Raw genomic sequence first — 15,471 nt, 5'->3', positions numbered from 1 at the left:
CCAGACAAGATTCAAGGGGATCAACATGAACGCAATCACCGTAGCGCGCGACAGCGTCGCGCTGGCCCGCCAGGCGCGGCTCGACGCCCGCAGCGGCCGGCTCACCGGCCCCACCGCCAACCTGGCGCCCGGCCATGTACAGGCCAATCTGGCGATCCTGCCGCGCGCGCTGGCCGCCGACTTCCTGCATTTCTGCCAGCGCAATCCCAAGCCTTGTCCCTTGCTGGCCATGTCCGAGCCGGGCGATCCCTCGCTGCCGGAACTGGGGCAGGACATCGACATCCGCAGCGACATCCCGCGCTATCGCGTCTGGAAGCATGGCGAGCTGGTGGCCGAGCCCACCGATGTGCGCGACTGGTGGCGCGACGACCTGGTGTCCTTCCTGATCGGCTGCTCCTTCTCGTTCGAGGAAGCCATGCTGGACAACGGCCTGCCCGTGCGCCACATCCAGCAGGGCTGCAACGTGCCCATGTACCGGACCAATGTGCCCACGCATCGGGCGGGCGTGTTCGGCGGCCCGCTGGTCGTGTCCATGCGCCCGCTGAAAGCGGCGGACGCGATCCGCGCCATCCAGGTCACGTCGCGCTTTCCGTCGGTGCACGGGGCGCCGGTGCACCTGGGTGATCCGTCCCTGATCGGTATCGCAGACATAGCCAAACCCGACTACGGCGACGCGGTCGAGATCCTGCCAGACGAGATTCCCGTGTTCTGGGCCTGCGGCGTCACGCCGCAGTCGGTGGTGGCTGCCGTCAAGCCGGAATTCTGCATCACCCACGCGCCGGGCCACATGCTGGTCACGGATCTGGTCAACAGCCAGATGGCGATACTTTGATATCTGAGCATAAGCCCCGCTAGCCAGCGGCGGCCTTAAGCGCTATTTTTGTTTTGCCTCCATAACGATCCATCACAGGACAAGGGGAAAAGGCGACAACGAACGAGTGCCGGCATCTTCCGCGATCGCGGAGGAGGGCGTCTTGCCGCCGGACGAAACGTAACCAGGCGGGGCGTCCGGCCCCGCGCAAGTTCAGCCATCAGGCTTATTCCGGGAGTTCAGTAATGAAGATGAAGCTCATTGCGGGTGTGGTCGCAAGTCTGGCCCTGTTGTCCGCCGTGCCGGCCTCGGCGCAGCAGAAGACCGTGCGCATCGGCGCGATCTATCCGCTGTCCGGCGCGCTGGCGTCCACCGGCGCCGAGATCAAGGCTGCGGTCGAGCTGGCCGTGGAGATCGTCAATAATCCGCATCCCGAACTGGAAGGCATTCCGCTGGCTGCCGGCAGCGGCCTGCCGGCATTGGGCGGGGCCAAGATCGAAGTGGTGTTCGGCGATTCCCAGGGCAAGCCGGAAGTCGGGCTGGCCGACGCCCAGCGCCTGATCGACCAGGAAAAGGTGGTGGCCCTGACCGGCGCCTATCAGTCCGCCGTGACCAAGACCGCCAGCCGCATCGCCGAGCAGCGCGGCATTCCCTACCTGAACGGCGAGTCCAGCAGTCCGGACCTGACCGAGCGCGGCTACAAGTGGTTCTTCCGCACCTCGCCCAACGATGACACTTTCATCGAGAACATGATGCAGTTCCTGGACGGCGTGAAGGCCGTCCCGACCACCAAGATCGCCGTGGTGTACGAGAACACCGATTTCGGCGTGAACACCTATAAGGCGGTCGAGAAGTTCGCCAAGCAGTACAAGCGCGAGGTCGTGGCCAATATCGCCTACAGCGCCGGTTCGGCCTCGGTCACGGCCGAGGTGCAGAAGCTGTCGGCGGCCAAGCCCGATGTGGCGATCTTCGCCAGCTATACGTCCGACGCCATGCTGTTCGTGCGCACCATGCGCGAGAGCAAGTACGCGCCGCCGGTGCTGCTGGCCAACGACGCCGGCTTCATCGATTCGCGCTTCGTGCAGGAAGTCGGGCCGCAGGTGCAGGGCGTGCTGTCGCGCGATGTCTGGGGCAACGACGTGGCCGCGGCCAAGGCGGGGCTCAAGAAGATCAACGACATGTACAAGGCCAAGACCGGCAAGGACCTGAACGGCAACAACGCGCGCTCCATGCAGGGCGTGCTGGTGCTGGCCGATGCCATCAACCGGGCCGGCTCCACCGATCCCGAGGCGATCCGCAAGGCGCTGGCCGCGACCGACCTGGGCGAATCGCAGGTGGCCATGCCCTGGGACGGCGTGAAGTTCGACGCCAAGGGGCAGAACACCAAGGGCGCCGGCCTGATCCTGGAGCTGAAGGGTGCCGGCTACCAGACCGTGTGGCCGGACAAGTACCGCACGGACAAGAGCCTGCCCACGCTGCCGTTCAGCTGGAAATAAGCCGCATCACTTGAAAGCAGTGGCGGGCCGTGGCGCCCGCCGCAGGAGTCCCTCATGTTCGAAGCTCTCTCGGCAGGCCTGTTCAACGGCCTGATCTATGCCGCGGTGGCGGTGGGGTTGGCGCTGATCTGGGGCATCACCGACGTCATCAATTTCGCCCACGGCGAATTCCTGATGCTTGGCATGTATGCCGCCTATTGGCTGTTCACCCTTGGCCATATCGATCCCACGATGTCCGCGCCGTTGGTCGCCATCGCGCTGGCCTTCGTCGGCTTCATGACCTACGCGCTCATCATCCGGCGGCTGCAGAAGGGGCCGGCCATGGCCATCATCCTGGCCACCTTCGGCCTGGGCCTGGTGCTGCGCCAGCTGGCCTTCATCGCCTTCAGCCCCGACTACCGCAGCCTGCCCGACACGCTGGTGTCCGGCAGCGTGTCGCTGGCCGGCGTCTCGCTGGGCCGTCCGCAGGTCATCACCGGGCTGGTGGCGCTGCTGCTGGTCGCCGTGCTGTTCATCCTCGTCTATCGCACGCGCTGGGGCCACGCCCTGCAGGCGGTGGCGGAAGACCGCCAGGTGGCGGCGCTGGTCGGCATCTCGCCCGACCGCGTCAATGCCCAGGTCTGGATGCTAGGCAGCGCCGCGGTCGGCGTGGCGGGCGCGCTGCTGACCACGTTCTTCTATGTGTTTCCCTCGGTGGGCACGGTGTTCGGCCTGCTGGCCTTCGTGGCGGTGTGCATGGGCGGGTTCGGCTCCCTGCCGGGCGCGTTCATCGCCGGCATCCTGATCGGGATCATCGAGGCCATGACGGGCTACTTCGTCGCGCCGGCCTTGAAGACGGTGAGCGTGTTCATCCTGTTCATCCTGGTTCTCTGGTATCGGCCCAAGGGCCTGTTCGGACGGTGGTGAGATGGCGATGAACAAACCTGCTGATATTTCCAAATCGCCGAAATGGCCCTTGGCGGTAGCCGCGCTGCTGGCGGTTGGCCTGGCCCTGGTGCCCGCCGTGGTCACCGATTCCTTCACGCTGCAGGTGCTGCTGCTGGCGATCATGTTCGGCGCGCTGGGCGCGTGCTGGAACCTGGTCGGCGGCTTCCTGGGGCGGATCTCCTTCGGCCATGCCGTGTTCGTGGGCGTGGGCGGCTATACCACCTTGCTGCTGCTGCATCACCTGAAGCTCACGCCGCTGCTGGGCATCCCGCTGGGCGGGCTGATCAGCGCGGGCCTGGCCTGGCTGGTGGGCGGGCCGACGCTGCGGCTGTCGGGCCACTACTTCGCCATGGCCACCATCGCGCTGCTCCAGATCGGCCTGTTGCTGATGATCAACTGGGACTGGGCGGGCGGCGCCGTGGGGCTGGAGGCTCCGATCGGCGACGCGGCCTGGATGCTGCTGTTCCGCAGCAAGGTGCCGTACTACTGGATCGCCGTGGGCCTGGCTTTCCTGACGTTCTGCGCCACGTACTTCCTGGTGCATTCGAAGACCGGCTTCTACTGGCGCGCCATCAACGGCGACGAGGCCGCCGCGCGCAGCCTGGGCGTGGCCGCCGACCGCTACAAGATGCTGGCCTTCGTGCTGTCGGCCGGCATGACGGGCGTCTGGGGCGGCTTCTTCGCCATGTACGTGGGCTTCATCGATCCGGAGTCCATGTTCAGCCTGACCATGTCGGTGCAGGTGGTGCTGGTGACGATCCTGGGCGGCGTGGGCACGCTGCTGGGGCCCTGGCTGGGCGCGGCGGTGCTGCTGCCGCTGTCGGAAGGCACGCGGGTGCTGTGGGGCAGCTCGGGCTTGGGCCTGGATCTGCTGATTTTCGGGCTGGCCATTCTGCTGGTCACCATGTTCCTGCCCGGTGGCCTGATTACGTTGAGGAAGCGCCATGGCTCTGCTGGACGTTGAGAATCTGACCAAGCGCTTCGGCGGGCTGGTGGCCAACAAGGACATCTCGCTGTCGGTGCAGGCCGGCGAGATCGTCGCCATCATCGGGCCGAACGGCGCGGGCAAGAGCACCTTGTTCAACGGCCTGGTCGGCCACCACGAGCCCACCTCGGGCAAGGTGGTGTTCGATGGCCAGTCCATGGTCGGCAAGCGCCCCGAGCAGGTGGCGGCGATGGGCCTGGTGCGCACGTACCAGATCCCGCGCAGCTTCGGCCAGATGACGGTGCTGGAGAATGCCATGGTGGGCGCCTTGCTGCGCCATCCCAGGTTGCCGGACGCGCGCCGCGAATCCATGAAGGTGCTGGAGCAGGTGGGGCTGGCGGACCGCGCCGGCGTCAGGGCCGCCGAGCTGAACGTGGCCGGCCAGAAGCGCGTGGAGCTGGCGCGGGCGCTGGCCACCGAGCCGCGCATGCTGCTGCTGGACGAGGTCGCCGGCGGCCTGAATCCGGCCGAGGCCATCGCGCTGGCCGAGATCCTGCGCGGCATCCACGCGGCGGGAGTCACGCTGATCATCGTCGAGCACGTGCTGGAGGTCGTGATGCGGCTGGCGCAGCGCGTGCTGGTGCTGAATTTCGGACAGATGATCGCCCAGGGCGCGCCGCAGGATATCGTGCGCGACCCGGCCGTCATCGAAGCCTATCTGGGGAGGAAGCACCGTGCATGAGGCGATGCTGAAGATCGAGAACCTGAGCGTGTCCTATGGCGGCGTGCAGGCGGTGCGGGATATTTCCCTGGAGGTGCGCCCCGGCGAGATCGCGGCGCTGCTTGGCGCCAACGGCGCCGGCAAGTCCAGCACGCTGCTGGCCACCGTGGGCTCGGTCAAGCCCAAGGCCGGCCGCGTCATCTTCGAAGGTCGGGACATCACGGGCACGCCGCCCGACCGGCTGGTGACGCAGGGGATCGCCATGATTCCCGAGGGCGCGCGCGTGTTCGCGCGCCAGCCGGTGGAGCAGAACCTGCGGCTGGGCGCGTACACGGTGCGCGACGAACGGGTCTATCGCGAGCGGCTGGAGCAGGTCTATGGCCTGTTTCCGCGTCTGAAGGAACGGCGCGAGCAGCTGGCCGGCACCATGTCGGGCGGCGAGCGCCAGATGCTGGCCATCGGCCGCGCGCTGATGAGCGGCCCCAGGCTGCTGCTGATCGACGAGCCCAGCCTGGGCCTGTCGCCGCTGCTGGTCGAGCAGGTGTTCGATGCGCTGGCCGCGCTCAACCGCGACCATGGCCTGTCGGTGCTGCTGGTCGAGCAGAACATGACGCAGGCGCTGGAGGTGGCGGCGCGCGCCTACGTGATGCAGAGCGGGCGGGTGGCGCTGTCCGGTTCGGCGGCGGAGCTGGCGGCGTCGGACGAGGTGCGCAAGGCGTATCTGGGCATGTGAGGACGGGGCGGCGCGAGCCGCCTTACGGTCCTGCTTCCCGCTCATCGGGCGCGTGGCGGGACGGCGTCAGGGCAAAGAAAAACCCCACCGCGCGAGCGGTGGGGTTTTCTTCTTCATGCGGCCGGGGGCGGGCCTTGAATCGTGGTTGACGATCAGAAGATGTGGCGGATGCCGAGGCCGCCGCCGACCTGGCTGGTGCGGCCGGAGATATCACCGGTGGAGGCGTCGCGGACCTTGTTGTAGTCCACGGTGCCGTACACCTGGGTGCGCTTGGACAGCGCGTACTCGGCAACGGCGATCAAGGCGTAGCGCTTGCCCTTGTCGCCGTCGACTACGACGTTCTTGGCCTGGTCATAGTAGGCGGCGCCGGTGATGGTCCAGCGCGGAGTGGCCTGCCAGCTGGCGCCCAGGAAGTAGCCATTGTCCTTGCGATCCAGGGTGCTGGCTGGGTCCACAGCGCGGCCCATGACGCCGTTGGTCCAGTTCGTCTGGTCCTTGCCGTTGAAATAGCCGGCGAAGACCTTGACGACTTCGAACTGATACGAGGCGCTGAGGTTCCACACCTGCTGACGCTTGTCCGAGTCGTTGGCCTCGAAAGTCTTCTGGAAGGCTCCACCCAGACCGAGCTGGCCGATCGTGTAGCGCAGGCTGATGCCCATTTGCTGGCCAGCCTTGCGGTCCGACCACTTGTCGCCATTGGACCATTGGCCAATCACAGCCAGGTCTCCGAGAGTGTTCGCATAGCGGAAAGCATTATCCGCGCGGACGCGACCCATTGCAGCGGGCAGCCACGAGTTCTCCGCGTAGTTACCGACCGTCAGCGGATCGAAGTAGTCCGCCATCAGGTCCTGGATCACGGTGTTCTGCAGGCCCATCGTGAGCGCGCCGATCTTGCCACCGTCCAGGCCGACGTAGGCCAGGCGGTTGAAGGTCTTGCTGGAATTGGTGGACTTGCCGTTCTGCACATCGAAGCCTTGCTCCAGGCGGAAGAAGGCGCGGTTGCCGTCGCCCAGGTCTTCCGAGCCACGCAGGCCCCAGCGGCTGTTGGAAATGGCGCCGTTGGACATCGAGAGGCGGCTGCCGTCGGCGCCGGTTACGCCGTCGCTGGTATTGACGTAGCGGATGCTGACGTCGGCGATACCGTACAGGGTCACGCTGGTTTCGGCGGCGGCGGTGCCGGCAGCCAGGCCCAGGCCTGCGGCGGCGAGAGTGAGGGTGATGCGTTTCACGAAGACTTCTCCTTTGTCATTTCTGTTATTAGAGCGCCGTGCTTGTGGCTCGGCATGTTGCGTCTGGCTGATCGTCAGGCGCTGGGCCCATGCACCGACGCTGGGATGAGCGCGGGTCCGGAGCAGGGGTCCAAGGGGCTTGAACGCGCCATCGTGATGCAACCTCTAGCGCCCTGGAATTCTAAAAAGGTTACGAACGGTATGGGCGGATTAATCTTTTCGCGTTTTCGCTGGGTTTACAGGATTTGAAAAAGTGACATTACGCGGACAATCACGTAATTGTTCAAAAAAAACCCTGCAGCTAGTGCAGGGTTTTTAAGCGATCGCGTATCAGAGCGACATGTGCTGGGGCAGCCACGTCGCTATGCCGGGCAGCACGTACAGCAGCAGCACGGCCAGGATCATCAGGAAGAACATCGGCAGCGAGGCGCGCGCGATATAGGGCAGCTCGCGTCCGCTCATGCCCGACAGCACGAACAGGTTGAAACCCACCGGCGGCGTGATCTGTGCCATTTCCACCACGAAAACGATGAAGATGCCGAACCAGATCAGGTCGATGCCGGCCGCCTGCACCGTGGGCAGCAGCACGCCCATGGTCAGCACCACGATGGAGATGCCGTCCAGGAAGCAGCCCAGGATGATGAAGAACACCATCAGCGCCATGATCAGCCCGAACTGCGACAGGCCCAGTCCGCCGATCCATTCGGCCAGCGCGCGCGGCAGGCCGATGTAGCCCATGGCCAGCGTGAGGAACTGCGCGCCCGCCAGGATCAGCGCGATCATGCAGTACAGCCGGGTGGCGCCCAGCAGCGATTGCATGAACGAGGACCGATTCAGCGAGCCCTGCAACGCCGACAGGATCAGCGCGCCGACCACGCCCACGGCCGCCGCCTCGGTGGCGGTGGCGATGCCGCTGTAGATGGAGCCCAGCACCGCGCCGATCAGCAGCATGACCGGAATCAGGTGGCGCGAACGCGACAGCTTCTCGCGGAACGTCAGCCCCGGATCGGCCGCCGGCACCTCGCCGGGATTGCGGATCGCCCACCAGGCGATGTAGCCCATGAACAACAGCGCCAGCAGGATGCCCGGCACGATGCCGGCGATGAACAGCTTGGCGATGGACACGTCCGCCGCCACGCCGTAGACGATCATGATGATCGAGGGCGGGATCAGGAGGCCCAGCGTGCCGGCGCCCGACAGCGTGCCCAGGATCTTGGATTCCGGGTAGCCGCGGCGCGTGAGTTCGGGAATGGTCATCTTGCCGACGGTGGCGCAGGTGGCCGCCGACGAGCCCGAGACCGCCGCGAAGATCGCGCAGCCGATCACGTTGGTGTGCAGCAGCCGGCCGGGCAGCCGGTTCAGCCAGGGCGCGAGGCCCTTGAACAGGTCTTCCGACAGGCGGGTGCGGAACAGGATCTCGCCCATCCACAGGAACAGGGGCAGGGCGGTGAGGGTCCAGCTGGACGCGGCGCCCCAGATCGTGACGGCCATGGCGTCGCCGGCTGGGCGGCTGGAGAAGATCTCCATGCCGATCCAGGCGGTGCCGGCCAGGGTCAGGCCGACCCAGACGCCGCAGCCCAGCAGCGCGAAGATCGAGACGACCAGCAGGGTGATGACGAGGAGTTCATTCATGGGTTTGCTGCGAAGTAGCGGCGGCGATGCCGCGCGAGCGCCGGACCAGCTCGTCGAGCAGGGCGACCAGGAACAGGACCGTGCCCACGGCCATGCTGATCTGGGGAATCCAGAGCGGCGTGGCGTCGTTGGACGTGGAGACGTCGTTGAATTGCCAGGAGTCGTAGGTCAGCTTGATGCTGAAGAACGCGAACGCGGCGGCCAGCAGGCCGCCCACGGCCAGCGCGAAGATGTCCAGGCGGCGACTGCCGGCGGGCGACAGCGAGTTCAAAAGCAGCGTGACGCGGATGTGCTCGCCGTGCTTGAAGGTGCTGGCCAGCGCCAGGAAGCCGGCCGCGGCCATGAAGTAGCCGGCATAGGCGTCCGTGCCGGGGATGTTCAGGCTGAGCTGGCGCGCGATGATGGCGGCCAGCACCGAGACCAGCACGCCGACGGTGCACAGGCCGGCCAGCAGGCCGGCCGCGCCGTAGAGAGTATCCAGAAAGCGGCGCATGGCGATATCACTGCTTCCGGTAGCCGTCGATCATGGCCTGGCCGTCGGCGCCGGCCTTCTTGAGCCAGTCGTCCAGCATGCGCTTGCCGATCACGGACAGGCCTTCCTTCAGCTCGACCGTGGGCTTGACGGTTTCCATGCCGTTCTTGGCCAGCTCTTCCTGGTACCACTTGTTCTTTTCCTGCGACAGCTTCCAGCCGCGTTCCTCGGCCTGCGCGCCGGCCTTCTTCAGCGCGTCCTGCGTGGCGGGATCGAGCGCGTCGAACGCCTTCTTGTTGACGATGACCGCGTTCTTTGGCAGCCAGGCCTGGGTGTCGTAGAACTTCTTGATGTACTCGTAGGTCTTGGTGTCGTAGCCGGTGGACGCCGAGGACATGTACGAATCGATCACGCCGGTGGCCATGGCCTGGGCCAGTTCGGCCTGCTGCACCGTGACCGGCTGGGCGCCGACCAGTTCGGCGATCTTGGCCGTCACCGGGCTGTAGGCGCGCCACTTCAGGCCCTTCATGTCGGAGATCTGCTTGATGTCCTTGTTGGCGAAGATGCCCTGGGGCGGCCAGGCCACCGCGTACAGCAGCGTCATGCCTTGCGAGTTGAGCTTCTTTTCCAGGAACGGCTTCTGCGCCTGGTAGAGCTTGAACGAGGCGTCGTAGCCGGTGGCCAGGAAGGGCAGGCCGTCCAGCTCGTACAGCGGGTCTTCGTTGGCGAAGTTGGTCAAGAGGATCTCGCCGATCTGGGCCTGGTTGCCTTGCACCGCGCGCTTGATCTCGGGCGCCTTGTACAGCGAGGCGTTGTTGTGCAGCGTGATCTTCAGCTTGCCGCCCGACAGGCTATCCACGTCCTTGACGAAGTTGGTCAGGTTCTCGACGTGGAAGTTGCTCGCCGGGTAGGCGCTGGGCAGGTCCCACTTGGTCTGGGCCTGCGCGCCCGCGCTGAATGCCAGGACGATGCTGCCGGCCAGCAGCGAGATTTTCTTGTGCATGGGGTGGTCCTTCTGTGCGGTGATATAGACGGGGCGGAGCCCGGTAGACATGGCGGAAAAGAGCCGGGCGCAGATGACGCGCCGCTGAAAAGCGCAATCATTCTATGTTGCCGGCCGGTCACGGCGAGCAGGCAAATGTTGAATTTACGGGTTATTCCTAGGCGTTGCGGCGCGCGCCCGCGCATGAATCCAACACATGGTCCGCCATGCGCGGCCGACATCGCGCGTGCTTGCGGTCCCGGCAAAGTGTCCGGCGCGCGTGGCATGCATGCGATTGGCATCGAAGCTTGCTTGCCAAGTGAATAAAATTCCAGCATCCGCTATGCCATACAGGGGCCTGGAGTGAACTTCGTTTTTCGCCGTGATGAATTGCTGGTCGTGGAAGAGACCGGCGTATTGCCCGACGCGCAGGTGTGCGCGGGTCTGGGCCTGCCGCCGCAGGCGCTGCAACCTGTATGGCTGGATCCCGGCGCGCCGCAGCGCGCCGCGCACGTGGAGCCCGGTATCGAAGCGCCGCAAGGCTACGCGTTCCGCAAGCTGCGCGGCCTGTTCGGCGTGCTGGACGACCACGGCATGGCCCAGGCCGGACGCGCCTACCAGATCGCCGAATGGGCGCGCACGCACCGCTATTGCGGCGCCTGCGGCACGCCGGCGGAGCGCGTGGCGGGCGAGTTCTGCCTGCGCTGCCCGGCCTGTGGCCATAGCGCCTATCCGCGCATCTCGCCGGCCATGATGGTGTTGGTGCGGCATGGCGACGGCATCCTGCTGGCGCGGCATGCCGGGCGCATCTCGGCGATCTATACCGCGCTGGCCGGCTTCGTCGAGCCGGGCGAGAGCATCGAGCAGACCGTGCACCGCGAGGTCTACGAGGAAGTGGGCCTGAAGGTCGGCAACCTGCGCTACTTCGGCAGCCAGTCCTGGCCTTTCCCGAATTCGCTGATGATCGCCTATACGGCCGACTACGTGTCCGGCGAGATCCGCGTGCAGGAGGACGAGATCCTCGAGGCGCGCTGGTTCGGTCCCGGCGATCCCATGCCCGAGATCGCGGGGCGCGTGTCCATCGCGGGCGCGCTGATCCGCGCCCACATGCCGCAGGGCTGGGCCGGCTAGTCGCAAGACGGCATTTTTTCTAGGGGTATTCCCTTGAAAGGGGCGTTTCCGCTCGCACCCTAGTTATTTTTTATTGATGAAATGTAGATAAATTATTAGTATTTTGAGGACATGAACTCCGCCAGCCAGCCATGACCTCAACCTTGATCGCCGCCTCCGCCCATCTGGCTGGGGGCAGTTCGCCCGATCTGTCCGAAGTCGAATTCGGCCTGATGATCGCCGGCCACGCGTTCGACCGATGGATCGTGCGCTGCATGGCGGCGGCCGGGCTGCCGGACCTGACGCGCACCGACGTGATGGTCTTTCACCACGTGTATCACCGGCAGCGGCCGAAGAAGCTGGCCGATATCTGCTTCACGCTCAACGTCGAGGACACGCACATCGTCAGCTACGCGCTGAAGAAGCTCGAGCGCCTGGGCATGGTGCAGGGCGAGCGCGCCAGCAAGGAAGTGTTCTACAGCGTCACCAAGGAAGGTTCGACGGTGCTCAAGCGCTATGCGGAAATCCGCGAGCAGTGCCTGACCTCCGGCCTGAACGGCCCGGGCGGCGGCGGGCTGGAGTTCAGTCGCCAGCTCGCGCACACGCTGCGCGCGCTGTCCGGCCTGTACGACCAGGCCGCGCGCGCCGCGACTTCCCTCTGATCCCGACCCACCCGAATACGGCGCGGAGCCCGCTCCGCCGCCAGCAGCATCCGTCGGCACCGCGCCACGGCAATTTTTCTGTTTTCAAGGACTACCTGATCATGAAGTGGCAATTCTGGATTGACCGTGGGGGCACGTTCACCGACATCGTGGCGCGTCGTCCCGACGGCAGCACCACGACCGCGAAGATGCTGTCGGAAAACCCCGAGCAGTACCGCGACGCCGCCGTGGCGGGCATCCGTAAGCTGCTGGGCATCGCGCCGGGCCAGCCCGTGCCGACCGAGCAGGTCGAGTGCGTGAAGATGGGCACCACGGTGGCCACCAACGCGCTGCTGGAGCGCAAGGGCGAGCGCACGCTGCTGGTGACCACCAAGGGTTTCCGCGACGGGCTGCGCATCGCCTACCAGAACCGTCCGCGCCTGTTCGACCGCAACGTCGTGCTGCCGGAAATGCTCTATGAGTCCGTGGTCGAGGCCGACGAGCGCATGGACGCCGAGGGCAAGCTGGTGCGCGGGCTGGACGAGGACGGACTGCGCGCTGCGATGCGCGCCGCCCATGACAGCGGCATCCGCGCGGTCGCCATCGTGTTCATGCACGCCTGGAAGGCGCCCGAGCACGAGCAGCGCGCCGCCCGCATCGCCCGCGAGCTGGGCTTCACGCAGGTATCGGCCTCGCACGAGGTCAGCCCGCTGATCAAGTACGTGTCGCGCGGCGACACCACCGTGGTGGACGCCTATCTGTCGCCCATCCTCAAGCGCTACGTCGACCAGGTGGCCGGCGAGCTGCCCGGCATCCGCCTGATGTTCATGCAGTCCAGCGGCGGCCTGACCGACGCGCACCGCTTCCGTGGCAAGGACGCCATCCTGTCCGGCCCGGCCGGCGGCATCGTCGGCATGGTGCGCACCAGCGAACAGGCCGGCTTCCCCAAGGTGATCGGCTTCGACATGGGCGGCACGTCCACCGACGTGTCGCACTACGCCGGCGAATTCGAGCGCGAGTTCGAGACCCAGGTGGCCGGCGTGCGCATGCGCGCGCCCATGATGAGCATCCACACGGTGGCGGCCGGCGGCGGCTCCATCCTGCATTTCGATGGCGCGCGCCTGCGCGTCGGCCCCGATTCGGCCGGCGCCAATCCCGGCCCCGCCTGCTATCGCCGTGGCGGTCCACTGGCGGTGACCGACTGCAACGTGCTGCTGGGCAAGATCCAGCCCGACTTCTTCCCCAAGGTGTTCGGCCCCGAGGCCAATGAGCCGTTGGACCGCGATGCCGTGGTGGCGCGCTTCACGGCCATGGCCGACGAGGTGCGCGCGGCCACCGGGCGCGAGATGACGCCCGAGCAGTTGGCCGAAGGTTTCCTGGAAATCGCCGTCGGCAACATGGCCGAGGCCATCAAGCGCATTTCGGTGCAGCGCGGCCACGACGTGACCGAGTACGCGCTGACCACGTTCGGCGGCGCCGGCGGGCAACATGCCTGCCTGGTGGCCGACGCCCTGGGCATGACCACGGTCTTCGCGCACCCGCTGGGCGGCGTGCTGTCGGCCTATGGCATGGGCCTGGCCGACCAGACCGACATGCGCCAGAAAACCGTCGAGCAGGTGCTGGACGCGGCGCTGATGCAGGCGCTCGCCGGCGAGCTGGACGAGTTGGCGGGCCAGGCGGTAGGCGAACTGCGGCGCCAGCACGTGGCCGAGTCCGACATTTCCGTGCAGCGCCGCCTGCACCTGAAGTACCAGGGCACCGACACCTCGCTCGAAGTGCCGTTCGCCACGCTGGAGCAGGCGCGCCAGGATTTCGAGGCGGCCTATCGCCTGCGCTACTCCTTCCTGATGCCCGACCGGGCGCTGGTGGTCGAGACCATCTCGGTCGAGGCCACCGGCGGCGGCGAGCGCGTGGACGGCGCCTCGGTCGCGCAGACCCGCGACGCCGCGCTGGCACCCAGCCGCCAGGTCCGCATGTACAGCGGCGGCGCCTGGCGCGACGTGCCGCTCTATGTGCGCGAGGCGCTGGCGGGCGGCGACAAGGTCGCCGGCCCGGCCATCATCTCCGAGCCGAACCAGACCACGGTCGTCGAAGCCGGCTGGCAGGCCGAGCTGACCGGGCAGGACAACATCGTGCTGCGCCGCGTCGAGGCGCGTCCCGAGCGCCGCGCCATCGGCACCCAGGCCGATCCGGTCATGCTTGAGGTCTTCAACAATCTCTTCATGTCCATCGCCGAGCAGATGGGCTACCGCCTGCAGAACACCGCGTACTCGGTGAACATCAAGGAACGCCTGGACTTCTCCTGCGCGATCTTCGACGCCCAGGCCCGCCTGATCGCCAACGCGCCCCACATGCCCGTGCACCTGGGTTCGATGGGCGAGTCGGTGCGCACCGTGATGAACGCCAACCGTGGCCGCATGATGCCGGGCGACGCGTATGTAGTGAACGATCCCTACCACGGCGGCACGCACCTGCCCGACGTGACGGTCATCACCCCGGTGTTCGACCGGGGCGGCAAGGAAATCCTGTTCTACGTCGGCTCTCGGGGCCACCACGCCGACATCGGCGGGACCACGCCGGGCTCGATGCCGCCGGATTCGCGCACGGTCGAGGACGAGGGCGTGCTCTTCACCAATTTCCAATTGGTCAAGAACGGCGAGCTGCGCGAGCAGGCTGCCCGCGACATCCTCGGCTCGGGCCGCTGGCCGGCGCGCAATCCGGACCAGAACATCGCCGACATGCGCGCGCAGATCGCCGCCAACGAAAAGGGCGTGCAGGAATTGCTGCGCATGTGCGATCACTTCGGCCTGGACGTGGTGCGCGCCTACATGGGGCACGTGCAGGACAACGCCGAGGAAGCGGTGCGCCGCGTGATCTCGGTGCTGAAGAACGGCCGCTATGAGTACCCGCTGGACAACGGCGCGGTGATCAAGGTGGAAGTGCGGGTGGACAATGCGGCGCGCAGCGCCGTGGTGGACTTCACCGGCACCTCGCCGCAGCTGGACAACAACTTCAACGCGCCGGGCGCCATCGCCGTGGCCGCGGTGCTGTATGTGTTCCGCACCCTGGTCAACGACGACATCCCGTTGAACGACGGCTGCCTGGTGCCGCTGTCCATCGTGCTGCCGGAAGGCTCCATGCTGCGGCCCAACTCGCCGGCCTCGGTGGTGGCGGGCAACGTGGAAACGTCCATGTGCATCGTCAACGCGCTGTACGGCGCGCTGGGCGTGCTGGCCTCCAGCCAGGGCACGATGAACAACTTCACCTTCGGCAACGCGCGCCACCAGTACTACGAGACCATCTCGGGCGGCACCGGAGCTGGTCCGGTCCGCATCGACGCGGCCGGTCCTCGGGACGAGGGTTTCGCCGGCACCTCGGTGGTGCAGGCGCACATGACCAACTCGCGCCTGACCGATCCGGAAGTGCTGGAGTTCCGTTTCCCGGTACGCCTGGAGTCGTACGAGATCCGTCACGGCTCGGGCGGCGGCGGGCGCTATCCGGGCGGCGACGGCGGCGTGCGCCGCATGCGCTTCCTGGAAGACATGACGGCCGCGATCCTGTCGAACAACCGCCTGCACGCGCCGTTCGGCCTGTCGGGCGGCCAGCCGGGCGCCATGGGCCGCAACTATGTCGAGCGGGCCGACGGCACGGTGCAGCCGCTGGGTCCGCAGGACAGCGCCCAGCTGCGCCCGGGCGATGTGTTCGTGGTGGAAACGCCGGGAGGCGGCGGCTACGGCGCGCTGTAGGCGCTGGGCGGCAGCCTCGGGCGCCGCTCGCGGGAAGCGTCAGGCT

13 protein-coding genes are annotated in these 15,471 nt (G+C 66.7%); 9 read left to right on the top strand and 4 right to left on the bottom strand.

Annotated elements, in window-relative coordinates; translation table 11 throughout:
* Positions 1-25: 25 nt before the first annotated feature.
* From AC6LJ9_RS17295 to AC6LJ9_RS17270, 6 genes are all read left to right on the top strand, one after another.
* A complete protein-coding gene (locus tag AC6LJ9_RS17295; protein ID WP_498148526.1) occupies positions 26-832 on the top strand; it encodes a putative hydro-lyase in 807 nt (268 codons plus the stop codon).
* Positions 833-1,056: 224 nt separating this feature from the next.
* Complete coding sequence (locus AC6LJ9_RS17290; protein WP_498148525.1) at positions 1,057-2,307, top strand: ABC transporter substrate-binding protein; 1,251 nt, start codon at positions 1,057-1,059, stop codon at positions 2,305-2,307.
* Between the two features lie 54 nt (positions 2,308-2,361).
* Entirely contained in the window at positions 2,362-3,213 is an 852-nt protein-coding gene (locus tag AC6LJ9_RS17285) for a branched-chain amino acid ABC transporter permease (protein WP_212314831.1), read from the top strand.
* A 1-nt stretch (position 3,214) separates the two neighbouring features.
* The gene (locus tag AC6LJ9_RS17280; protein WP_498148524.1) at positions 3,215-4,198 is read left to right on the top strand and encodes a branched-chain amino acid ABC transporter permease; all 984 of its coding nucleotides are present in this window, start codon (positions 3,215-3,217) and stop codon (positions 4,196-4,198) included.
* Positions 4,179-4,901: an ABC transporter ATP-binding protein gene (locus AC6LJ9_RS17275; protein WP_212314826.1), complete on the top strand. Its 723-nt coding sequence runs from the start codon at positions 4,179-4,181 to the stop codon at positions 4,899-4,901. Before AC6LJ9_RS17280 ends, AC6LJ9_RS17275 begins: the two co-directional genes overlap by 20 nt.
* Before the next feature lie 4 nt (positions 4,902-4,905).
* On the top strand, positions 4,906-5,613 hold the full coding sequence (locus tag AC6LJ9_RS17270; protein ID WP_498148547.1) for an ABC transporter ATP-binding protein: 708 nt from the start codon (positions 4,906-4,908) through the stop codon (positions 5,611-5,613).
* A 152-nt stretch (positions 5,614-5,765) separates the two neighbouring features.
* Here the strand turns inward: AC6LJ9_RS17270 and AC6LJ9_RS17265 are convergent, their stop codons facing one another.
* The 4 genes from AC6LJ9_RS17265 to AC6LJ9_RS17250 all read right to left on the bottom strand — a co-directional run bounded on the left by AC6LJ9_RS17265 (position 5,766) and on the right by AC6LJ9_RS17250 (position 9,949).
* Complete coding sequence (locus AC6LJ9_RS17265) at positions 5,766-6,842, bottom strand: porin (protein WP_498148523.1); 1,077 nt, start codon at positions 6,840-6,842, stop codon at positions 5,766-5,768.
* Positions 6,843-7,172: 330 nt separating this feature from the next.
* Positions 7,173-8,474, bottom strand: coding sequence for a TRAP transporter large permease (locus AC6LJ9_RS17260; RefSeq protein WP_498148522.1), 1,302 nt, complete (start codon positions 8,472-8,474; stop codon positions 7,173-7,175).
* Positions 8,467-8,967, bottom strand: a complete 501-nt coding sequence (locus AC6LJ9_RS17255; RefSeq protein ID WP_498148521.1) for a TRAP transporter small permease — start codon at positions 8,965-8,967, stop codon at positions 8,467-8,469. Before AC6LJ9_RS17255 ends, AC6LJ9_RS17260 begins: the two co-directional genes overlap by 8 nt.
* A 7-nt stretch (positions 8,968-8,974) precedes the next feature.
* The gene (locus AC6LJ9_RS17250) at positions 8,975-9,949 is read right to left on the bottom strand and encodes a TRAP transporter substrate-binding protein (protein WP_498148520.1); all 975 of its coding nucleotides are present in this window, start codon (positions 9,947-9,949) and stop codon (positions 8,975-8,977) included.
* A gap of 342 nt (positions 9,950-10,291) precedes the next feature.
* On the opposite strand from AC6LJ9_RS17250, the gene nudC reads away from it, so the two are divergent.
* The 3 genes from nudC (at position 10,292) to AC6LJ9_RS17235 (ending at position 15,425) form a co-directional block, all read left to right on the top strand.
* The gene (nudC, locus tag AC6LJ9_RS17245) at positions 10,292-11,059 is read left to right on the top strand and encodes an NAD(+) diphosphatase (RefSeq protein WP_498148519.1); all 768 of its coding nucleotides are present in this window, start codon (positions 10,292-10,294) and stop codon (positions 11,057-11,059) included.
* Positions 11,060-11,190: 131 nt separating this feature from the next.
* Entirely contained in the window at positions 11,191-11,700 is a 510-nt protein-coding gene (locus AC6LJ9_RS17240; RefSeq protein ID WP_498148518.1) for a winged helix DNA-binding protein, read from the top strand.
* A 101-nt stretch (positions 11,701-11,801) separates the two neighbouring features.
* A complete protein-coding gene (locus AC6LJ9_RS17235) occupies positions 11,802-15,425 on the top strand; it encodes a hydantoinase B/oxoprolinase family protein (RefSeq protein WP_498148517.1) in 3,624 nt (1,207 codons plus the stop codon).
* Positions 15,426-15,471 lie beyond the last annotated feature (46 nt).

This window comes from Achromobacter sp. 1011811831 (genome assembly GCF_059760905.1).
Note: the sequence above shows the minus strand (reverse complement) of the source record. Positions and strands in the feature narration are given on the sequence as shown.